Below are 20,629 nucleotides of genomic sequence, written 5' to 3' on the forward strand. Positions count from 1 at the left end.
AGGGCCTGTCTGGTGGCCGACTATCAAGCTGACACATGCGGCCCCGCCTGCGAACAGACGGGGCCGACAGTACAAGGGTCCGGTCAGGCCGGGAGTACGACGACGAAGCGCTGCGGCTCCTCGCCCTCCGACTCGCTCCGGAGGCCGGCGGCGGCGATCGCGTCGTGCACGACCTTGCGCTCGAACGGCGTCATCGGGTCCAGCTTCACCGGTTGGCCCGAGCTCTTGACCTCGGTCGCGGCCTTGGCACCCAGCTCCGCGAGGACCGCGCGCTTCTTGGCCCGGAAGCCGCCGATGTCCAGCATCAGCCGGCTGCGGTCGCGGGTCTCCCGGTGAACGGCCAGCCGCGTCAGCTCCTGGAGCGCCTCCAGGACCTCACCGTCGCGGCCCACGAGCTTCTGGAGGTCGCGTGCCGACTCGCTGATGATCGACACTGCGGCCCGGTCCGCCTCGACGTCCATGTCGATGTCGCCGTCGAGGTCGGCGATGTCGAGCAGGCCCTCAAGGTAGTCGGCTGCGATCTCACCCTCCTGCTCCAGGCGGGTCAGGGTGTCGCTGCCGGCCTCGGTGGGCGCCGTGGAGGTGGTGCCTTCCGTCACGGATGGACTCCTTCTTACTTCTTGGACGGGTGCTTGGGCCGCTGCGGGCCCTTGCGCTGTCCGGACTTGGCTTGGCGTGAGGAGCCGGAGGCGGGCTTGTCCGCCGACTTCGGCTTGCTGTCCTGCGGTGCGTCCTGCTTCTGGAGCGAGGTCTTGGAACCGGTCTCCGAGGATGCCGTGTCCTTGGCCCCCGCAGTCGCGTGGCCGGTGGTCTGACGCTTCGCCTTGGTCTGGCGCTTGGGCTGCTGACGCTTGTGCGCCTGGCTCTCGGCGTCGGTGACCGCGGTCTCGCTCTTCTGCACCGTGCCGTCCTCCTGGGCCGCGAGACCCAGCTTGGCGAGGCCGGTGATGAACTTGCGCTCGATGTCGTTGCGGTCGGCACCCTTGGCGACGATCGCCTTGACCATCTTGCGCCGGGTGCGGCCCCGCACCTCGCCGTGGGAGGTCACGCTCTTGAGGAGTCGCTGGAGGTACGCGTCCTGCGCCTTGCTGCCCGGCGTCGGGTTCTGGTTGATCACGTACATCTGCTGACCCATGGTCCAGACGTTGGTGGTCAGCCAGTACACGAGGACACCGACGGGGAAGTTGATGCCCATGACGGCGAAGATGACCGGGAAGATGTACATCAGCATCTTCTGCTGCTGCATGTACGGGGTCTTCACCGTCAGGTCGACGTTCTTCGTCATCAGCTGGCGCTGGGTGAAGAACTGCGAGGCCGACATCATGATGATCATGATCGCGGTGACGATCCGGACGTCCAGCAGGTCGGCGTTGAGCGAGGCGACCTTGTCGGCACTGTCCATGAACTTGGCGGCCAGCGGGGCGCCGAAGATGTGCGCCTCACGCGCGCTGTCCAGGAGGTCCTGGTTGATCGCACCGATCTTCTTGCCCGAGGCGATGGACGACAGCACGTGGTACAGGGCGAAGAAGAACGGGGACTGCGCCAGGATGGGAAGGCACGAGGAGAGCGGGTTCGTACCCGTCTCCTTGTACAGCTTCATCATCTCTTCGGACTGACGCTGCTTGTCGTTCTTGTAGCGCTCCTGGATCGCCTTCATCTTCGGCTGGAGCACCTGCATGTTGCGGGTCGACTTGATCTGCTTCACGAAGAGCGGGATCAGGCAGATCCGGATCAGCACCACCAGGGACACGATCGACAGGCCCCAGGCCCAGCCGGAGTCATCGCCGAAGAGCGCCCCGTAGATCTTGTGGAACTGGACGATGATCCATGAGACAGGTGTGGTGATAAAGCTGAACAGACTGGCAATCGTGTCCACTAATCAGGCTCCTTGAGCATTGGGCGAGGTCTCTGCGGCCGGGCTCGGAGGCTCGGATACCGAACTCCCGGGCCGCACATCAGCGGCGGACTCCCCGCCCTTGTGGCCGCGCAGGGCGTTGCGCAGCAGCTCGTGCCACCGCGGACGCCTGCGAGGCGGAACATGATCCACGCCACCGGGCGACCACGGGTTGCACCGCAGGATGCGCCAGGCCGTCAGCGCTGTTCCCTTGATGGCACCGTGCCTGTCGATCGACGTATATCCATAGTGGGAACACGACGGGTAATAGCGGCAGACAGGACCGAGGAGTGGACTGATCGTCCACTGATACAGCTTGATGAGAGCAAGCAGCGGGTACTTCATCGCGCGCCCCCTCCCAGCAGCCGCTGAAGAGCGGCGTCCAGGTCTCGGGCCAGCTGTGCATGGTCGGCGTCGCCCGCACCGGGCAGCGCCCGTACGACAACAAGGCTACCGGGGGGCAGCTGAGCCAGCCGGTCGCAGACCAGGTGGCGAAGCTTCCGCTTCACCGCGGTGCGGACGACGGCTCCCCCCACGGCCTTGCTGACAACGAAACCCGCACGCGGCGGGGGAACACTCTCCCCCGACACGTGCGGGTCCGTTGCACCGCTGCGTAGATGGACGACGAGCAGCGGACGTCCGGCTCGACGTCCTCGTCGTACCGCGGTCGCGAAGTCCTCGCGCCGCCTCAGCCGATTCTCGGTAGGCAGCACGTCATGGACCTGTAAGCGATCAGGCGGACAGGCTGCTGCGGCCCTTGCCACGGCGGTTCGCGAGAATCGCGCGGCCGGCACGGGTACGCATGCGCAGACGGAAGCCGTGGGTCTTGGCGCGACGGCGGTTGTTCGGCTGGAAGGTGCGCTTGCTCACTCGGGGGCTCCAGAAATGATGTGTGTCTTGGCGGGACATCGCCTGGCTGTCACCGTGCGCCCACGAGGAACTCGCGTAAACGCCTTAGTGCACCGCTTCACAATCACAGATCGTGATCTTTGCCCATCGGAGGCAGGCGGCAGCAGCCATCGACAACTCGACCTGGTCACGGTACGCGCGGCTGCGCCATCCGGTCAAACCGGCCTCACGCGAGGCCTCATTGTGCACAGCCTGTGGACAACAACTTGAACCGTGCGGGTCGGCCTGACTACCGTGGCTGAACTCCGGTTCCTTTCCTTCCCGACTGCCGGGCCTCACCCGACCCGACCCATCCCGTCCCGAGAACCACACATTCGTGGGACATGCGAGAGAGCGTGCCTTGTGGCTGACGTACCTGCCGATCTTGCCGCAGTGTGGCCACGAGTGCTGGAGCAACTCCTCGGGGAGGGCCAGCAGGGCATCGAGCCGAAGGACAAGCAGTGGATCGAGCGCTGTCAGCCGCTGGCACTCGTCGCCGACACCGCGCTGCTGGCCGTCCCCAACGAATGGGGCAAGCGCGTCCTGGAGACCCGGCTCGCACCGCTCATCAGCGAGACGCTGACCCGCGAGTGCGGCCGCCCCATCCGGATCGCCATCACCGTCGACGACTCCGCGGGCGAGCCGCCGGCGCCCCCGTCGCACCAGAGCCAGCAGGGCCACCGCTACCCACCGCAGCCGCGCGACGACTCCGGGCGGGGTGACTCGTACGACGGTTACGACCAGCGGTCGTCCGACGACGGCATGCCGACGGCCCGGCCCGCCTACCCCGACTACCAGCAGCAGCGTCCGGAGCCCGGCGCCTGGCCGCGTACCCAGGACGACCTCTCCTGGCAGCAACCCCGGCACAGCGGCTACCAGGACCGCGAGCAGCCGTCCGGCGAGCCGTACCGCGAAAGCGACGCGTACCGCGGGAGCGAGCCGTACCGGGAGAACGAGCAGTACCGGGAGCAGTCCTCCGAGCAGTGGCAGCCGTACGGCACCGGGCGGCCCCAGCACGACTACCGGTCGCAGCCGCCCGAGCGCCAGGGGTACGACCAGCAGCGCCCCGAACGGCAGGACCAGCAGCCGCAGCACCGCCAGGGCGGCCCCGGCCACGGTCCCGGACGGACCGGCGGCTCGGTCCCCGGCCCGATGGGCGCCCAGCCGGCCCCCGCGCCGGGCCCCGGCGAACCGCACGCCCGGCTCAATCCGAAGTACCTCTTCGACACCTTCGTCATCGGGGCCTCCAACCGGTTCGCGCACGCCGCGGCCGTCGCCGTGGCCGAGGCGCCCGCGAAGGCGTACAACCCTCTGTTCATCTACGGGGAGTCGGGACTCGGCAAGACCCACCTGCTGCACGCCATCGGGCACTACGCGCGGAGCCTCTACCCGGGGACGCGGGTGCGGTACGTGAGCTCGGAGGAGTTCACCAACGAGTTCATCAACTCGATCCGCGACGGCAAGGGCGACACCTTCCGCAAGCGCTACCGCGACGTGGACATCCTGCTGGTCGACGACATCCAGTTCCTGGCGAGCAAGGAGTCGACGCAGGAGGAGTTCTTCCACACCTTCAACACGCTGCACAACGCGAACAAGCAGATCGTGCTCTCCTCGGACCGGCCGCCGAAACAGCTGGTGACGCTGGAGGACCGCCTGCGCAACCGCTTCGAGTGGGGCCTGACCACCGACGTCCAGCCGCCCGAGCTGGAGACCCGGATCGCGATCCTCCGCAAGAAGGCGGTCCAGGAGCAGCTCAACGCCCCGCCGGAGGTACTGGAGTTCATCGCCTCGCGGATCTCGCGCAACATCCGTGAGCTGGAGGGCGCGCTGATCCGGGTGACCGCCTTCGCCTCGCTGAACCGGCAGCCGGTGGACCTCGGGCTGACGGAGATCGTGCTGAAGGACCTGATCCCGGGCGGCGAGGAAGCGGCCCCGGAGATCACCGCGCCGGCCATCATGGCGGCGACCGCGGACTACTTCGGGCTCACCGTGGACGACCTCTGCGGATCGTCGCGCAGCCGGGTGCTCGTGACGGCGCGCCAGATCGCGATGTATCTGTGCCGCGAGCTGACCGACCTCTCGCTGCCGAAGATCGGTGCGCAGTTCGGGGGCCGCGACCACACGACGGTCATGCACGCGGACCGGAAGATCCGGGCGCTGATGGCGGAGCGCCGCTCCATCTACAACCAGGTCACCGAACTGACCAACCGCATCAAGAACGGCTGACACCGGCTCTCGGCACGGCGGGGCACCCCCCTTCCCGGACAGCAGGACAGCAGGACAGCAGGACAACCGGGCTTCTGGCCTTCTGAGCAGCCGGACTCCCGGAGTCCTCTTCCCAGGGCGCCTGTCGCGGACCTCCACGGTTCGCGGCAGGCGCTTTTTCGCGTCCCCGAGGCCTCAGGCTCCGACGCGTAGTCCGTACACGGTGCCTGTCCGGACCCCGCCACGGGCATCCGGGAGCCCTTGGCAGCGCTTCTGTGCGGTGCCGGAACTCCGTGACGAGCTCCCCGATCCGACCGCGTTGTTCGAATACGTACTGCTCAGAGGGGCTTCTCCACAGATGTGCGAAGTATTTTCCGTCCACAGCCCGGGGACTGGGAAGTTGTCCATATTGCGTCCACAGGACGCGCTGCCGATACTCCATCAGGCCAGGTCACGTGGTTGGGGATTTGTGGTCAACGATCATCCACAGCCTGTGGACAGATTCTTCTTCCACAGGGGGTCCTCGATGTTGTCCACCGGCGGCCCACAGGCAGGGCCAGGTTGTCCCCAGCTTCTCCACACCCCTGTCCACTGTTCGGCAACGCGACACCCGCTCTCACCGCCCGGAGTGAAAGGCGTCACACCAAGGTGCTGGGTTGGCTTGTGGGGAACGGGGGTAAAGCTGGGGACAGCGCTGGGGAGAAGTAGCCCCCTCCTGTGCATCGGGTGTGCAGAACTTTCGCCCGTCCACAGATAGGCCCGGTTGTCCACGGATGCCGCCCACAGGACCGGTGGACAAAAAACAGTCGTTGACCTGCGCAAACGACGTTATCCACGGTTTCCACAGGGCCTACTACTACTACCACTCAGAGTTAGCCAGGAATCCGCTTCGAAGTGGGGCCTGTGTACAACTCGACCGGCGACCGTCGCGGACTTCTTGGCCCGACTTGACCCCGAGCAGCAACGGCTGTCGGTGCCGTACGTCAGACTGGACCCCGGAGCCTCCGCCGACTCGGCCGTGGGCTCCGGTCCAGACGACGAAGGCCAGCAGGGCGAGCGAGCAACAGCAGGAGGCGGTTCCGGTGAAGATCCGGGTGGAGCGCGATGTACTCGCGGAGGCGGTGGCCTGGGTGGCCCGCAGCCTCCCGGCCCGTCCGCCGGCGCCCGTTCTCGCGGGTCTTCTGCTGAAGGCCGAGGACGGTGCGCTCAGCTTCTCCAGCTTCGACTACGAGGTCTCCGCCAGGGTCTCCGTCGACGCGGAGATCGACGAGGACGGCACGGTGCTCGTCTCCGGCCGGCTGCTCGCCGACATCTGCCGCGCCCTCCCCAACCGCCCGGTGGAGATCTCCACCGACGGTGTGCGCGCCACGGTCGTCTGCGGCTCCTCGCGCTTCACCCTCCACACACTGCCTGTGGAGGAGTACCCGGCGCTGCCGCAGATGCCGACCGCCACGGGAACCGTCCCCGGCGAGGTCTTCGCCTCGGCCGCCGCCCAGGTCGCCATCGCCGCCGGCCGTGACGACACGCTGCCCGTGCTCACCGGTGTGCGCATCGAGATCGAGGGCGACACGGTCACCCTCGCCTCCACCGACCGCTACCGCTTCGCGGTCCGCGAGTTCCTGTGGAAGCCGGAGAACGCGGACGCCTCGGCGGTCGCCCTGGTGCCCGCCAAGACGCTCCTGGACACCGCGAAGGCCCTCACCAGCGGTGACACGGTCACCCTGGCGCTCTCCGGCTCCGGTGCGGGCGAGGGACTGATCGGTTTCGAGGGCGCCGGACGCCGCACCACCACGCGGCTGCTCGAGGGCGACCTGCCGAAGTACCGCACGCTGTTCCCGACCGAGTTCAACTCCGTCGCGGTGATCGAGACGGCCCCCTTCGTCGAGGCCGTCAAGCGTGTGGCCCTGGTCGCCGAGCGCAACACCCCCGTACGGCTCAGCTTCGAACAGGGTGTCCTCATCCTGGAGGCCGGTTCCAGCGACGACGCACAGGCTGTGGAGAGGGTCGACGCGGTGCTGGAGGGCGACGACATCTCGATCGCCTTCAACCCGACGTTCCTGCTGGACGGACTGAGCGCGATCGACTCCCCGGTCGCCCAGCTCTCGTTCACCACCTCCACGAAGCCCGCCCTGCTCAGCGGCCGCCCGGCCGTCGACGCCGAGGCGGACGACGCGTACAAGTACCTGATCATGCCGGTGCGCCTCTCCGGCTGATCCCGCCTGCCCCCGGCCGTCCGGGGGACCTTTCCGCGGCAGTTTCCGGCGGGCCCGCTCGGCGCGGAGCGGGCCCGCCGTGCTGTCCCCGGCCGGGCGTAGGCTCGGACACGGGTGCAGATGCCCCGACGCTTATCGCCACGACGCTTAAGGAATCTCTGATGGAGCTCGGTCTCGTCGGCCTCGGCAAGATGGGCGGCAACATGCGTGAGCGCATCCGCCGCGCAGGCCACACCGTCATCGGTTACGACCGCAACCCGGATGTCGCCGATGTCCACAGTCTCGAAGAGCTTGTGGGCAAGCTGAAGGGCCCGCGGGTCGTCTGGGTCATGGTGCCGGCCGGCGCCGCGACCCAGTCCACGATCGACGAGCTGGCCGAACTGCTCTCGCCCGGCGACGTCGTCGTCGACGGCGGGAACTCGCGCTGGACCGACGACGAGAAGCACGCCGTCGAGCTGGGCCTCAAGGACATCGGCTTCGTCGACTGCGGCGTCTCCGGCGGCGTCTGGGGCCTGGAGAACGGCTACGCCCTGATGTACGGCGGCACCGAGGAGAACGTGGCGAAGGTCCAGCCGATCTTCGACGCGCTGAAGCCCGAGGGCGACTTCGGCTCCGTCCACGCGGGCAAGGTCGGCGCCGGCCACTTCGCGAAGATGGTCCACAACGGCATCGAGTACGCCATGATGCAGGCGTACGCCGAGGGCTGGGAGCTGCTGGAGAAGGTCGACTCCGTCACCGACGTGCGCGAGGTCTTCCGCTCATGGCAGGAGGGCACGGTCATCCGCTCCTGGCTGCTCGACCTCGCGGTCAACGCGCTCGACGACGACGAGCACCTGGACAAGCTCCGCGGATACGCCGCCGACTCGGGCGAGGGCCGCTGGACGGTGGAGGCCGCGATCGACAACGCGGTGCCGCTGCCCGCGATCACGGCGTCGCTGTTCGCGCGGTTCGCCTCGCGCCAGGACGACTCCCCGCAGATGAAGATGATCGCCGCGCTGCGCAACCAGTTCGGCGGCCACGCGGTCGAGTCCAAGTCCGAGAACTGAGCGGGACGCCGACGCGCGGGCGTCGGCGTCCGGCAGGCGCGAACAGGCCGCGCCACGACGCGCCGCACGGCGCGGCAGCCTGCGAAGCGGAAGCACCCATGGGAGAGGTCGGACATCATGCACGTCACCCATCTCTCGTTGGCCGACTTCCGCTCGTACGCCCGGGTCGAGGTCCCTCTCGATCCGGGCGTCACCGCGTTCGTGGGGGCCAACGGGCAGGGCAAGACCAATCTGGTCGAGGCTGTCGGCTACCTCGCCACCCTCGGCAGCCACCGGGTCTCCTCGGATGCCCCGCTCGTGCGGATGGGCGCGGAGCGGGCGGTGATCCGCGCGGCGGTGACGCAGGGCGAGCGCTCGCAGCTGGTCGAGCTGGAGCTGAATCCGGGCCGCGCCAACCGGGCCCGTATCAACAGGTCCTCGCAGGTCAGACCGCGTGATGTGCTGGGCATCGTCCGGACGGTGCTGTTCGCGCCGGAGGACCTGGCGCTGGTCAAGGGCGATCCCGGCGAGCGGCGGCGGTTCCTGGACGAGCTGGTCACCGCGCGCTCGCCGCGGATGGCCGGGGTCCGCTCCGACTACGAGCGGGTGCTCAAGCAGCGCAACACCCTGCTGAAGTCCGCGGCGATGGCCAGGCGGCACGGCGGTCGCTCGATGGACCTGTCCACCCTGGACGTCTGGGACCAGCATCTGGGCCGGGTGGGCGCCGAGCTGCTGGCGCAGCGGCTCGATCTGGTCGCCACGCTCCAGCCGCTGGCCGACAAGGCGTACGGGGACGTCGCGCCGGGCGGCGGTCCGGTGGCGCTGGAGTACCACAGCTCGGTCGGCGAGGGCGTGGGTCCCGAGCGCACCCGCGACGAGCTGTACGAACAGCTGATCGCGGCGCTCGTGGGGGTCCGGAAGCAGGAGATCGAACGGGGCGTGACGCTGGTCGGTCCGCACCGCGACGATCTGCTGCTGGGGCTGCGCGGTATGCCCGCGAAGGGGTACGCGAGTCACGGCGAGTCGTGGAGTTACGCGCTGGCGCTGCGGCTGGCCTCGTTCGAGCTGCTGCGCTCCGAGGGCAACGAGCCGGTGCTGGTGCTGGACGACGTCTTCGCCGAGCTGGACGCCCGCCGCCGGGAGCGGCTGGCGGAGCTGGTGGCGCCGGGCGAGCAGGTGCTGGTGACGGCCGCGGTGGCGGAGGACGTGCCGGGGGTGCTGGCGGGGACGCGGTACGCGGTGGGCGCGGGCGAGGTGGAGCGCGTATGACCGGCCGGGACGAGCGGGCGGGCGGGACGGGCGCGGACGGTGGCACGCCGGAGGGCGGGAGCCCGAAGCCGCCCGAGGTGTCCGGGGTCGACCTGGCCCGCGTCGCGCTGCGGGCGGCGAAGGAACAGGCCCGCGCGCGGGGCGCGGCGGCGCAGCAGAAGAAGCAGGCCCGGCGGGGTGGCGGGCTGCGGTCGGGGGCCCGGTCGGACGGCCGGGACCCGCAGGCGCTGGGGTCCGCGATCAACCGGCTGATCACCGAACGTGGCTGGGAGACGCCCGCGGCGGTCGGCGGGGTGATGGGCCGGTGGCCGCAGATCGTCGGCGAGGACCTGGCGAAGCACTGCGTGCCGCTGCGGTACGACGAGGCACCGGACGCGCGGGTGCTGACCGTGAGCTGTGACTCGACGGCGTGGGCGACGCAGCTGCGGCTGCTGGCTCCGCAGCTGGTGGCCCGGCTGAACGCGGACCTGGGGCAGGGCACCGTACGGATGATCAAGGTGGTCGGTCCGGGCGGCCCGGAGCGCCGGTACGGGCCGTTGCGGGCGCCGGGCAGCAAGGGGCCGGGGGACACCTACGGGTGAGGACCCGTGGACGCGGGCCGGACCGGGGAGCCCGCGGTCGGGTTCGGCGTTCTTCGGCGCTTCCGTGGAGATTCCGTGGCGATCATCACTCGCCCTCGCTGAGCTGCGCTTTTGGCGCAAAATTGTCGTGTACGGGGCGATCCTCGGGTGTTTTCGCCAGGGTTTGGGCGGGAGGAAACCGGACGGTACGGCTGAAGCGTCCCTCACCGTAGCGGGAGGTTGACAGGCCGAAGCGCTCAAAGCCCGTCAGGACCTCTTGGGGCCCCTTCCCGAATATGGGGAGTCGTCAGCCGCTCATTCAGGGCGGCACATGCGTACTCAGGTACCGGCAAACCCCCACTCATGTCAGTGCTACCGGTAGACTGGTGAGTAATCCCGCCGCTGAGGCGGGAGTCGTCGATACAAGCCGAACGACGCAGCCGCTCCCGCCTGTCCGGAGAACGGCCTGTGCTGTGCCAGAAAGGGCGCTTCGTGGCCGATTCCGGCAACCCCAACGAGAACATTCCGTCCACAGCCGGTGAGCCGGGCGAGGTCACCGCCTCGTACGACGCCAGCGCGATCACCGTGCTGGAAGGGCTGGACGCGGTCCGCAAGCGGCCTGGCATGTACATCGGCTCGACCGGTGAGCGCGGCCTGCACCACCTGGTGCAGGAGGTCGTCGACAACTCGGTCGACGAGGCGATGGCGGGTCACGCGGACACCATCGACGTCACGATCCTCCCCGACGGCGGGGTGCGCGTGATCGACAACGGCCGCGGCATCCCGGTCGGCATCGTGCCGTCCGAGGGCAAGCCGGCCGTGGAGGTCGTGCTGACCGTCCTGCACGCGGGCGGCAAGTTCGGCGGCGGCGGCTACGCCGTCTCCGGCGGTCTGCACGGCGTGGGCGTCTCCGTCGTCAACGCGCTGTCCACCCGCGTCGCCGTCGAGGTCAAGACCGACGGCTACCGCTGGACCCAGGACTACAAGCTCGGCGTCCCGACCGCCCCGCTGGCGCAGCACGAGGCCACCGAGGAGACGGGTACCTCGGTCACCTTCTGGGCCGACGGGGACATCTTCGAGACCACCGACTACAGCTTCGAGACCCTCTCGCGCCGCTTCCAGGAGATGGCGTTCCTCAACAAGGGCCTCACCCTCAAGCTCACCGACGAGCGCGAGTCGGCCAAGGCGACGGCCGGCGCGGACAGCGTGGACGCGGCCGAGCCCGCCGAGGAGGAGACCGCCCGCTCGGTCACGTACCACTACGAAAACGGCATCGTCGATTTCGTGAAGTACCTCAACTCCCGCAAGGGCGACGTCATCCACCAGTCGGTGATCGACATCGAGGCCGAGGACAAGGACCGTCTCCTCTCGGCCGAGATCGCCATGCAGTGGAACACGCAGTACACCGAGGGCGTCTACTCCTTCGCCAACGCGATCCACACGCACGAGGGCGGCACGCACGAGGAGGGCTTCCGCGCGGCGCTGACCTCGCTGGTCAACCGGTACGCGCGCGACAAGAAGCTGCTGCGCGACAAGGACGACAACCTCACCGGCGAGGACGTCCGCGAGGGCCTCACCGCGATCATCTCGGTGAAGCTGGGCGAGCCGCAGTTCGAGGGCCAGACGAAGACCAAGCTGGGCAACACGGAGGCCAAGACCTTCGTGCAGAAGGTCGTCCACGAGCAGCTGACGGACTGGTTCGACCGGAACCCCAACGAGGCCGCCGACATCATCCGCAAGGGCATCGCCGCCTCGACCGCCCGGGTGGCGGCCCGCAAGGCGCGCGACCTGACGCGGCGCAAGGGGCTCCTGGAGAGCGCCTCGCTGCCGGGCAAGCTCAGCGACTGCCAGTCGAACGACCCCACCCAGTGCGAGATCTTCATCGTCGAGGGTGACTCCGCCGGCGGTTCGGCGAAGTCCGGCCGCAACCCGATGTACCAGGCGATCCTGCCGATCCGCGGCAAGATCCTGAACGTCGAGAAGGCCCGGATCGACAAGATCCTCCAGAACACCGAGGTCCAGGCGCTGATCTCGGCGTTCGGCACCGGGGTCCACGAGGACTTCGACATCGAGAAGCTCCGCTATCACAAGATCATCCTGATGGCGGACGCCGACGTCGACGGCCAGCACATCAACACCCTGCTGCTGACCTTCCTCTTCCGTTTCATGAAGCCGCTGGTCGAGGCCGGGCACGTCTACCTCTCCCGCCCGCCCCTCTACAAGATCAAGTGGGGCCGGGACGACTTCGAGTACGCGTACTCGGACCGCGAGCGCGACGCCCTGGTGGCGCTCGGCAAGCAGAACGGCAAGCGGATCAGGGAAGACTCGATCCAGCGCTTCAAGGGCCTCGGCGAGATGAACGCCGAGGAGCTGCGCGTCACGACCATGGACATCGACCACCGGGTGCTCGGCCAGGTCACGCTGGACGACGCGGCGCAGGCCGACGACCTGTTCTCGGTGCTCATGGGTGAGGACGTCGAGGCACGGCGCTCGTTCATCCAGCGCAACGCCAAGGACGTCCGCTTCCTCGACATCTGAGTCGGCCGTACCAGCCACGCCGCCGCTCGAAAGGACTTTGACCAGCAATGGCCGACGAGAACACCCCTGAGACACCTGAATCCGTGACGCTCGAGGAGGAGGTCACCGTCCCCGGCGTGGGGATGCGGGTCGAGCCCGTCCAGCTCGAGACGGAGATGCAGCGCTCCTACCTCGACTACGCGATGTCCGTCATCGTCTCGCGCGCGCTGCCCGACGTGCGGGACGGCCTCAAGCCCGTCCACCGCCGGGTGCTGTACGCGATGTACGACGGCGGGTACCGCCCCGAGAAGGGCTTCTACAAGTGCGCCCGCGTCGTCGGCGACGTCATGGGCACGTACCACCCGCACGGCGACTCCTCCATCTACGACGCCCTGGTGCGCCTGGCGCAGCCGTGGTCGATGCGGATGCCGCTGGTGGACTCCAACGGCAACTTCGGTTCCCCGGGCAACGACCCGGCCGCCGCCATGCGGTACACCGAGTGCAAGATGATGCCGCTGTCCATGGAGATGGTCCGGGACATCGACGAGGAGACCGTCGACTTCCAGGACAACTACGACGGCCGCAACCAGGAGCCGACGGTTCTGCCGGCGCGCTTCCCGAACCTGCTGGTCAACGGCTCCGCCGGGATCGCGGTCGGTATGGCGACCAACATCCCGCCGCACAACCTGCGCGAGGTCGCCGCGGGCGCCCAGTGGTACCTGGAGCACCCGGAGGCCTCGCACGAGGAGCTGCAGGACGCGCTGATCGAGCGCATCAAAGGCCCGGACTTCCCCACCGGCGCGCTGGTCGTGGGCCGTAAGGGCATCGAGGAGGCCTACCGCACCGGCCGTGGCTCGATCACGATGCGCGCGGTCGTCGCGGTCGAGGAGATCCAGGGCCGCCAGTGCCTGGTCGTCACGGAGCTTCCGTACCAGACCAACCCCGACAACCTCGCGCAGAAGATCGCCGACCTGGTCAAGGACGGTAAGGTCGGCGGCATCGCGGATGTGCGCGACGAGACCTCCTCGCGGACGGGGCAGCGCCTGGTCGTCGTCCTGAAGCGGGACGCGGTCGCCAAGGTCGTCCTGAACAACCTGTACAAGCACACCGACCTCCAGACGAACTTCGGCGCGAACATGCTGGCGCTCGTCGACGGGGTGCCGCGCACGCTCTCCATCGACGCGTTCATCCGCCACTGGGTGACGCACCAGATCGAGGTCATCGTCCGGCGGACGAAGTTCCGGCTGCGCAAGGCCGAGGAGCGGGCGCACATCCTGCGCGGCCTCCTCAAGGCCCTGAACGCCATCGACGAGGTCATCGCCCTCATCCGCCGCTCGAACACGGTGGAGATCGCGCGCGAGGGCCTGATGGGCCTGCTGGAGATCGACGAGCTCCAGGCCAACGCCATCCTGGAGATGCAGCTGCGCCGGCTGGCCGCGCTGGAGCACCAGAAGATCACCGCCGAGCACGACGAGCTCCAGGCGAAGATCAACGAGTACAACGAGATCCTGGCCTCGCCCGCCAAGCAGCGCGGGATCGTCAGCGAGGAGCTGGCCGCGATCGTCGAGAAGTTCGGCGACGACCGGCGCTCCAAGCTCGTGCCCTTCGAAGGCGACATGTCCATCGAGGACCTGATCGCCGAGGAGGACATCGTCGTCACGATCTCCCGCAGCGGCTATGTGAAGCGCACGAAGACGGACGACTACCGCTCGCAGAAGCGCGGCGGCAAGGGTGTGCGCGGGACGAAGCTGCGCGAGGACGACATCGTCGACCACTTCTTCGTCTCGACGACCCACCACTGGCTGCTGTTCTTCACCAACAAGGGCCGGGTCTACCGGGCCAAGGCGTACGAGCTGCCCGACGCCGGCCGGGACGCGCGCGGCCAGCACGTCGCCAACCTCCTGGCCTTCCAGCCGGACGAGAAGATCGCCCAGATCCTCGCGATCCGCGACTACGAGGCCGTGCCGTACCTGATCCTGGCGACGAAGGGCGGTCTGGTGAAGAAGACCGCGCTCAAGGACTACGACTCGCCGCGTTCGGGCGGTGTCATCGCGATCAACCTGCGCGAGACGCCGGACGGCGGCGACGACGAGCTGATCGGCGCCGAGCTGGTGTCGGCCGAGGACGACCTGCTGCTCATCAGCAAGAAGGCCCAGTCGATCCGGTTCACCGCGACGGACGACGCGCTGCGCCCGATGGGCCGCGCCACCTCGGGCGTGAAGGGGATGAGTTTCCGCGAGGGCGACGAACTGCTCTCGATGAATGTCGTCCGGCCCGGTACGTTCGTCTTCACCGCCACCGACGGCGGGTACGCGAAGCGGACCGCCGTCGACGAGTACCGCGTCCAGGGCCGCGGCGGCCTCGGCATCAAGGCCGCCAAGATCGTGGAGGACCGCGGATCGCTCGTCGGCGCGCTGGTGGTCGAGGAGACCGACGAGATTCTCGCCATCACGCTCGGCGGTGGTGTGATTCGTACGCGAGTCAATGAAGTCAGGGAGACGGGCCGTGACACCATGGGCGTCCAACTGATCAATCTGGGCAAGCGCGACGCCGTCGTCGGCATCGCGCGCAACGCCGAGGCCGGTCGTGAGGCGGAAGAGGTCGAAGGGGCCGATGACGCCGAGGGCGAGACGGCCGCGGTGCACGCCGAGGGCGTGAGCGAGGGCACTGTCGAGGGCACGGAGCCTTCGACCGGGGAGCACGAGGAGTAAGAGCGTGAGTGGAGCCACGGGCGCCGGTTCGGCCGCTTCCGGAGCAGGAGCGAACGGTGCCCGTGGCCCTGCCACGGACTCCCAAGGGGGCACTGTGACGGACACACGAGGGCCTCAGCCCCAGTACGAGGGTTACGCGACCGGGCCGCTGCCCGGCGAGCGTGAGCCCGCACCGGGGCCTTCGGGGCCGTACCACCCGCCCCAGGCGTACCAGGCGCCCGGCGGCGGCACGCAGGGCGGCCAGCAGCGGCCCGGTCAGGGTGGCGGGACGCTGGGCGGCGCGCAGGGCCTGGGCGGCGCTCAGGCGACGCGCAAGCCGCGCACGGGGGCGCGGACCACTCCGCGTACCCGCAAGGCCCGACTGCGGGTGGCCAAGGCCGACCCGTGGTCGGTGATGAAGGTCAGCTTCCTGCTGTCGATCGCGCTGGGCATCTGCACGGTGGTGGCGGCGGCGGTGCTGTGGATGGTCATGGACGCGATGGGCGTCTTCGAGACCGTCGGCGGCACGATCAGCGAGGCCACCGGCTCCAACGAGAGCAACGGCTTCGATCTGCAGTCGTTCCTGTCGCTGCCGCGCGTGCTCATTTTCACCTCGGTCATCGCCGTGATCGACGTGGTGCTGGCCACCGCGCTGGCGACGCTGGGCGCCTTCATCTACAACCTGTCGGCGGGCTTCGTGGGCGGCGTCGAGCTCACGCTGGCCGAGGACGAGTAGGGCACCGGGTATCGATTTTGGGACTGGCCCCGACGTGCGCTAATCTTCAGAGGTCAGCGCGGAGCAGTACAGCGCGGCGGGGCTATAGCTCAGTTGGTTAGAGCGCATCCCTGATAAGGATGAGGCCACAGGTTCAAATCCTGTTAGCCCCACCAGCACGAAGGCCCCCACCGGAGACGGTGGGGGCCTTCTGCGTGTTCCGGTGTTCTGCCGGGGCAGCGGGCGGGGCTACAGCGTGGCCGCCCAAATCACCACGCCTACCGGGGTCAGCCCGCAGACGAGGCCGGCTGACAGGAACACGTACGCAAGGGCCTTGAAGATCCTGTGCCGTTGGGACCGGCAGGCCGCGAAGCAGGTGAAGCTCACGATGGCCAGGCACGGCAGGACGACGAAGAAGAAGCCCGACGCCGCCATGCGGCACCCCCGCTCATCGCGCCCCGTCGCCCACGCGGCCGCCCGCGTGTGCGGCATCATCGCAGACCGTTCCGCGGGTCGGGCGTACCCGGCGTACGGAAAGGGGCCCGGACCGGCGGCCGGTTCCGGGCATGCGAAAGGCCCCCGGCCGGTGTGAACCGGACCAGGGGCCCCGGAGTGCGGCGGGCGCCGGGATCAGGGGGGTGGCGCCGGGGAGTCGCCTTCCGGGGCTGTGGGGTGGGAGCCGGACTGGCCGGTGGTGCGAGCGGTCTCCGCGGGGTCGATCGACAGGTGGCGGGTGGCCGGGGAGGAGCCGTGGGCCTCGGCCCGGATGCGCTGCTTCATCGTGGGCGGGAGGGCGCGGTCACGCGGAAGGGTCCATCGGACCGAGGGTGCGTACGGAGTTGCCACGGTGGCCTCCGTGTGTTCGTGGGTCGTGGCGCCCGGCGTCGGGGCCGTGTTCGTGGCGTTCGCCGCGTTCGCGGTGCCGGCCGTGGCGGTGGCGAGGCCCAGCGACGCCAGGAGGGCGAAGAAGGCGGTGATGAAGGCGGTCCAGATGTTCTTGGGCTGGAAGGTGCTCATGGCCCCTCGCTTTCGGATGGTCCGGTTGCTGACTTCTCCGATCATGTGGAATCGGGCCGCGATTTCGAGGACCGACGCCCGCGCTGCGCCGATCTTCGGATTAACACCACTCGTATGGTGCAACCGGAGTGGACCGGCCCTCCCGAGCGGCCGGAAGGGGTCGCCGAAGGGTCGTTCCGGAGGCGGTGGAGGGCCCGCCGGGAGGCCGCGGGCAGGTCACCGATCGGTATCGGCCGGTGTGTATAGTCGGCGGCAGAAGGCCCCAAAACCAAGGAAAGACGAGGTAGCGCGGTGAAGAAGCTTCTCCTGGTCGCACTGGCCGCCATCGGCGGGCTCCTCGTGTACCGCCAGATCCAGGCGGATCGCGCCGAGCAGGATCTGTGGACGGAGGCGACCGACTCCGTGCCCGCAGGTTCGGGTGTGTGAGACGACACCAGTCTGTTACGGGCCCCGGTCGCTGAGCGGCCGGGGCTTCGTGCTGTCCGGGGTCCGGGCGGCGCGGAACCGTGATGACCGACCCAGCGGATTCACGTAAGCAAATCAACGAGTTGCTTACGTGAATGATCGCCGGGTCGGGTGCCGTCCTCGGGGGCGGGCGTCGGCAACGCGGACAAGCGGCGCAATCCGGTGGGGGCCGGAGACAACGGCGGGGCGTGCGGGGCAGGATGGACCGGCCGGGGCCGGGCGGGCCGACGGTGCGGGCGCGTGAGGACGACGAGGGGAAGCGCGTGAAGAGGCAGCGCAACAGGGACCGGGTGACGGCCGCGGCACTCGCGGCGATGTGCGCGGTGGCGGTGCTGCCGGGCCGGGCGCACGCGGCGGGCCCCGGTGTGTACGCGTTCGATCCCGAGGCGAAGAAGGTGCAGGGGGCGACGGCGAACGTCGAGGCGTCCGAGCTGGACGAGGGCGTTCCGTACCGCAGCACCATCAGACCGGGCGAGAAGCTGTACTACCGGGTCACGCTGGACGACGTCTCCAACGCCTATGTCTCGGCGGTCGCGGTACCCGGTGGCAGCGGCCCGGTCGCCTACGGAGACGGCATCGAGGTCAGCCTCCGGGAGACCGACGACACCCGGTGCGGCTCGGAGCGGGCGACCTTCGGCTCGGGGGAGTACGCACGTCCCATCACCGCGTACGCCTACCGGACGATCGAGGAAGGCTCCGCCTCCTGTCAGGAGAGCGGCCAGTACGACGTCCTCGTCGAGCGCGAGACCAAGGACGCCTCCGACACACGGGCCTGGGACCTGGAGCTGCGCTTCCTCCAGGAACCACGGCTGAAGAACGCCTCCGCCATGCCGACGGAGGCACCCGAGAGCTGGCCGTCGGCCTCGCCGCAGCCCCTGACCGGGAAGCAGCGGAAGCGGGCCGGCGGTTCCGGCTACTTCGAGGCCACCAGCTTGGAGAACGGCCGCTGGCAGGACACGGTCGCGCCGGGACAGACCCGCTTCTACCGGGTGCCGGTGGGCTGGGGCCAGCAGATCCACGCCACCGCCGGACTCTCCAACAGCACCGGCGGCGTGGAGGAGTTCGTGGGCAGCGCGCTGACGCTGTCGCTGGCCAACCCCGCCCACGGGTTGGTGTCCGACGCCACCCTCTCGTACTCCGGAAGGCCCGCTTCCGCCTCCTTGAGACCGCTGCCTCCGGTGGCCTACCGCAACCGGTACGACTCCTCGACCCAGGTCAGCGCCATGCGCTTCGCCGGCTGGTACTACCTGGCGGTGTCCCTCAGCCCGAAGCTGAAGGAGTTCTACGGCGCCGAGCCGATCCCGTACGAGCTGTCGGTCCAGGTGAAGAACAAGGCCGGGGCATCCCCGTACGACGGGGATGCCGGGGCCTTCGGCGTCACCGACCAGGACCGGGAGGTGGCCCGGAAGGGGCAGAACGCGGAGCAGGCGGCGAAGAGCGGTCCGATGAAGGTGGTCGCCGCGGCCGGGATCGGCACGGGGGCCGTGCTGGTGCTCGGGCTCGGCGGGTGGGTGCTGCTGGCGCGCCGTCGTGCGGCCGCCGCCACCCCGTCCCCGGCCTCCGGTGCGCCGGGAGTGGGTGGCCACGGGTCGCCGCAGGGCTGGTAGCCGCCTGCGTCCTGCGACAGGTCCCCGGCCGCGCTTGCCGGCCGCCGCCCGTCAGATCTGGGTCAGGGCCCAGATGCCGACCGCGAAGCAGATCAACGCCACCAGCAGCACCCCGGCCGCCACCTTCGGGGACGGTCCTGGAAGCGTGCGCCCTGCGGGCGCGTGCGGTGCGGCGTGCTGTACCGGTGGGCTGGGCACCGGGGAGAACGGCTGGTTCAGGTGGGCCTGTTGGGGCTGCTGGGCCGTGTAGGCGCGGGTGGCGGCGACGTCGCTCGGTACGCCGGTGGTCGGTGCCCGGGAGAGGTCCGGAGCGCCGACGACGTACGGGTCGGGCGGTGCGTCCGTAGCGTACGGGGACGGCGTGCTCGACGCGTACGGGGGCGGCGGCGGTGTCTGCTGCGGCCCGGACCGAGCCTGCCGGTCGTGCGGCTGCTGGAGGTCCGGAGAGGTCGGCTGGTGCTGCAAACCCGTCTGGACGTGCGGCTGTTGTTGCCGCGGAGGCGAGGGTTCCGGCGGCGGTGCGAGGTGGAAGCTGCCCGTCTCCGACATCGATACGGGCGGTGGGGCGACGGGTTGCGGGTCGGACGGCCGGGGAACGCTCTGCCGCGCCGCTCCGGTCGCCGCCGGGTCCGGGGCACGCCGGGGACCGCCCGCGGCGTAGTCCGAGGAACGCTGTGGGGCGGTGGGAGGACCGTCCGGGCCGAATCCCTCCGGCAGCGGCCCGATCTGGTCGAACACCTCCACCTGCTCGTCGTCCGGGCCGGGTTCCGGGAGCATCTCGACCGCCGCGGTCAGCGCCTTCCGCGCGCCCGTAGCCGTGCGGAACCGGGCATGCGGATCGGGCTGGAGCAGACCGGCGAGCACCTGCCACAACGGCTCGGGGATGCCGTTGGGGGCGCTGGGCGTGCCGTGCTCGGCGAAGTGCTCCACCAGCGCCCGGGCGTCGGGCTTCTTTCCCTGGAGGAGGTAGAGCGCGACCAGGCCGACCGCGAAGAGGTCTGCCGGGAAGTCGGGCTCGGCGCCCATCATCTGCTCGGGGGCGAAGTAACCGGGCGTACCGACCACGTAGTTGGTCTCGGTCAGCCGGGGTTCGCCCTTGCGCATCGAGATGCCGAAGTCGGAGAGGCGCAGATGCGGGCGGCCTGTTCCGGTCGCCTCCAGAAGGATGTTGGCCGGCTTGATGTCGCGGTGCACCACGTCCTCGGCGTGCACCGTGGAGAGGCCGGAGAGCAGCTGGTCCAGCAGCATGCAGACGAAGCGCGGCGGCAACGGACCGTAGTCGCCGATGAGATGGGCGAGCGATCCGCCGCTGACCAGGTCCATGGTGAACAGGACCTTGTCGTCGTCGGCGGCCCAGCTGGCGGGAGCCAGCACATGCGGGTGCTCGATGCGCAGGGCCTGTTCGCGGACGAAGCGCAGCAGCGTGTGCGCGTCGCTCTGCTGGAGCACCTTGGCCGCGACGTACCTGCGGCGGCGGTGGTCCCAGGCGCGCCAGACGGCGCCGACCCCGCCCCGTCCGATCGGATCGATCAGCTCGTACCGACCGGCGAAGACCTCACCCATT

General features: G+C 69.4%; 18 protein-coding genes and 1 tRNA gene. 11 read left to right on the plus strand and 8 right to left on the minus strand.

What is annotated here, in order from left to right; genetic code table 11:
- Window positions 1-83: 83 nt before the first annotated feature.
- From QFZ71_RS14655 to rpmH, 5 genes are read right to left on the minus strand one after another with little or no spacing between them, the layout of a single operon-like run.
- A complete protein-coding gene (locus QFZ71_RS14655) occupies window positions 84-599 on the minus strand; it encodes a R3H domain-containing nucleic acid-binding protein (protein WP_307668667.1) in 516 nt (171 codons plus the stop codon).
- A gap of 14 nt (window positions 600-613) precedes the next feature.
- The gene (gene yidC / locus QFZ71_RS14660; protein ID WP_307668668.1) at window positions 614-1,876 is read right to left on the minus strand and encodes a membrane protein insertase YidC; all 1,263 of its coding nucleotides are present in this window, start codon (window positions 1,874-1,876) and stop codon (window positions 614-616) included.
- Between the two features lie 3 nt (window positions 1,877-1,879).
- Window positions 1,880-2,239: a membrane protein insertion efficiency factor YidD gene (yidD, locus tag QFZ71_RS14665; protein WP_307668669.1), complete on the minus strand. Its 360-nt coding sequence runs from the start codon at window positions 2,237-2,239 to the stop codon at window positions 1,880-1,882.
- Window positions 2,236-2,607 (minus strand): ribonuclease P protein component, encoded by a 372-nt coding sequence (rnpA, locus tag QFZ71_RS14670; RefSeq protein ID WP_307668670.1) that lies wholly within the window; start codon window positions 2,605-2,607, stop codon window positions 2,236-2,238. The genes yidD and rnpA overlap by 4 nt, the downstream gene beginning before the upstream one ends.
- 19 nt (window positions 2,608-2,626) lie before the next feature.
- Window positions 2,627-2,764: a 50S ribosomal protein L34 gene (rpmH, locus tag QFZ71_RS14675; protein WP_003967884.1), complete on the minus strand. Its 138-nt coding sequence runs from the start codon at window positions 2,762-2,764 to the stop codon at window positions 2,627-2,629.
- Between the two features lie 381 nt (window positions 2,765-3,145).
- On the opposite strand from rpmH, the gene dnaA reads away from it, so the two are divergent.
- From dnaA to QFZ71_RS14720, 9 genes are all read left to right on the plus strand, one after another.
- Window positions 3,146-5,008: a chromosomal replication initiator protein DnaA gene (gene dnaA / locus QFZ71_RS14680; protein WP_307668671.1), complete on the plus strand. Its 1,863-nt coding sequence runs from the start codon at window positions 3,146-3,148 to the stop codon at window positions 5,006-5,008.
- Between the two features lie 1,061 nt (window positions 5,009-6,069).
- A complete protein-coding gene (gene dnaN, locus QFZ71_RS14685; protein WP_003967886.1) occupies window positions 6,070-7,200 on the plus strand; it encodes a DNA polymerase III subunit beta in 1,131 nt (376 codons plus the stop codon).
- Between the two features lie 161 nt (window positions 7,201-7,361).
- A complete protein-coding gene (gene gnd, locus QFZ71_RS14690) occupies window positions 7,362-8,246 on the plus strand; it encodes a phosphogluconate dehydrogenase (NAD(+)-dependent, decarboxylating) (RefSeq protein WP_307668672.1) in 885 nt (294 codons plus the stop codon).
- A 117-nt stretch (window positions 8,247-8,363) separates the two neighbouring features.
- A complete protein-coding gene (gene recF / locus QFZ71_RS14695) occupies window positions 8,364-9,494 on the plus strand; it encodes a DNA replication/repair protein RecF (RefSeq protein ID WP_307668673.1) in 1,131 nt (376 codons plus the stop codon).
- A gap of 77 nt (window positions 9,495-9,571) precedes the next feature.
- A complete protein-coding gene (locus QFZ71_RS14700; RefSeq protein ID WP_307671458.1) occupies window positions 9,572-10,075 on the plus strand; it encodes a DUF721 domain-containing protein in 504 nt (167 codons plus the stop codon).
- 447 nt (window positions 10,076-10,522) lie between these two features.
- Complete coding sequence (gyrB, locus tag QFZ71_RS14705) at window positions 10,523-12,592, plus strand: DNA topoisomerase (ATP-hydrolyzing) subunit B (RefSeq protein WP_307668674.1); 2,070 nt, start codon at window positions 10,523-10,525, stop codon at window positions 12,590-12,592.
- Window positions 12,593-12,639: 47 nt separating this feature from the next.
- Window positions 12,640-15,282 (plus strand): DNA gyrase subunit A, encoded by a 2,643-nt coding sequence (gene gyrA / locus QFZ71_RS14710; protein ID WP_307668675.1) that lies wholly within the window; start codon window positions 12,640-12,642, stop codon window positions 15,280-15,282.
- Between the two features lie 94 nt (window positions 15,283-15,376).
- A complete protein-coding gene (locus QFZ71_RS14715) occupies window positions 15,377-15,997 on the plus strand; it encodes a DUF3566 domain-containing protein (RefSeq protein ID WP_307668676.1) in 621 nt (206 codons plus the stop codon).
- A 78-nt stretch (window positions 15,998-16,075) separates the two neighbouring features.
- Window positions 16,076-16,152: transfer RNA gene (locus tag QFZ71_RS14720), tRNA-Ile, on the plus strand.
- A gap of 73 nt (window positions 16,153-16,225) precedes the next feature.
- On the opposite strand, the gene QFZ71_RS14725 is transcribed toward QFZ71_RS14720, so the two are convergent.
- Together QFZ71_RS14725 and QFZ71_RS14730 are read right to left on the minus strand one after the other, a co-directional pair.
- The gene (locus tag QFZ71_RS14725; RefSeq protein ID WP_307668677.1) at window positions 16,226-16,471 is read right to left on the minus strand and encodes a hypothetical protein; all 246 of its coding nucleotides are present in this window, start codon (window positions 16,469-16,471) and stop codon (window positions 16,226-16,228) included.
- Window positions 16,472-16,606: 135 nt separating this feature from the next.
- A complete protein-coding gene (locus QFZ71_RS14730; protein WP_307668678.1) occupies window positions 16,607-16,993 on the minus strand; it encodes a DUF6344 domain-containing protein in 387 nt (128 codons plus the stop codon).
- A 291-nt stretch (window positions 16,994-17,284) separates the two neighbouring features.
- On the opposite strand from QFZ71_RS14730, the gene QFZ71_RS14735 reads away from it, so the two are divergent.
- A complete protein-coding gene (locus QFZ71_RS14735; protein WP_003958712.1) occupies window positions 17,285-17,419 on the plus strand; it encodes a DLW-39 family protein in 135 nt (44 codons plus the stop codon).
- 302 nt (window positions 17,420-17,721) lie between these two features.
- On the plus strand, window positions 17,722-19,065 hold the full coding sequence (locus QFZ71_RS14740; RefSeq protein ID WP_307668679.1) for a hypothetical protein: 1,344 nt from the start codon (window positions 17,722-17,724) through the stop codon (window positions 19,063-19,065).
- Window positions 19,066-19,116: 51 nt separating this feature from the next.
- On the opposite strand, the gene QFZ71_RS14745 is transcribed toward QFZ71_RS14740, so the two are convergent.
- Window positions 19,117-20,628 (minus strand): serine/threonine-protein kinase, encoded by a 1,512-nt coding sequence (locus QFZ71_RS14745; protein ID WP_307668680.1) that lies wholly within the window; start codon window positions 20,626-20,628, stop codon window positions 19,117-19,119.
- Window position 20,629 lies beyond the last annotated feature (1 nt).

It is taken from the genome of Streptomyces sp. V2I9 (genome assembly GCF_030817475.1).
In the GTDB taxonomy this organism is placed as follows: Bacteria; Actinomycetota; Actinomycetes; order Streptomycetales; family Streptomycetaceae; genus Streptomyces.

Excerpts from the sequence above, each read along its gene's own strand:
- recF (WP_307668673.1), top strand. The coding sequence starts at position 8,364 with ATGCACGTCACCCATCTCTCGTTGGCCGACTTCCGCTCGTACGCCCGG.
- QFZ71_RS14730 (WP_307668678.1), bottom strand. The coding sequence starts at position 16,993 with ATGAGCACCTTCCAGCCCAAGAACATCTGGACCGCCTTCATCACCGCC.
- QFZ71_RS14745 (WP_307668680.1), bottom strand. The coding sequence starts at position 20,628 with ATGGGTGAGGTCTTCGCCGGTCGGTACGAGCTGATCGATCCGATCGGA.
- gyrA (WP_307668675.1), top strand. The coding sequence starts at position 12,640 with ATGGCCGACGAGAACACCCCTGAGACACCTGAATCCGTGACGCTCGAG.
- QFZ71_RS14725 (WP_307668677.1), bottom strand. The coding sequence starts at position 16,471 with ATGATGCCGCACACGCGGGCGGCCGCGTGGGCGACGGGGCGCGATGAG.
- gnd (WP_307668672.1), top strand. The coding sequence starts at position 7,362 with ATGGAGCTCGGTCTCGTCGGCCTCGGCAAGATGGGCGGCAACATGCGT.
- yidD (WP_307668669.1), bottom strand. The coding sequence starts at position 2,239 with ATGAAGTACCCGCTGCTTGCTCTCATCAAGCTGTATCAGTGGACGATC.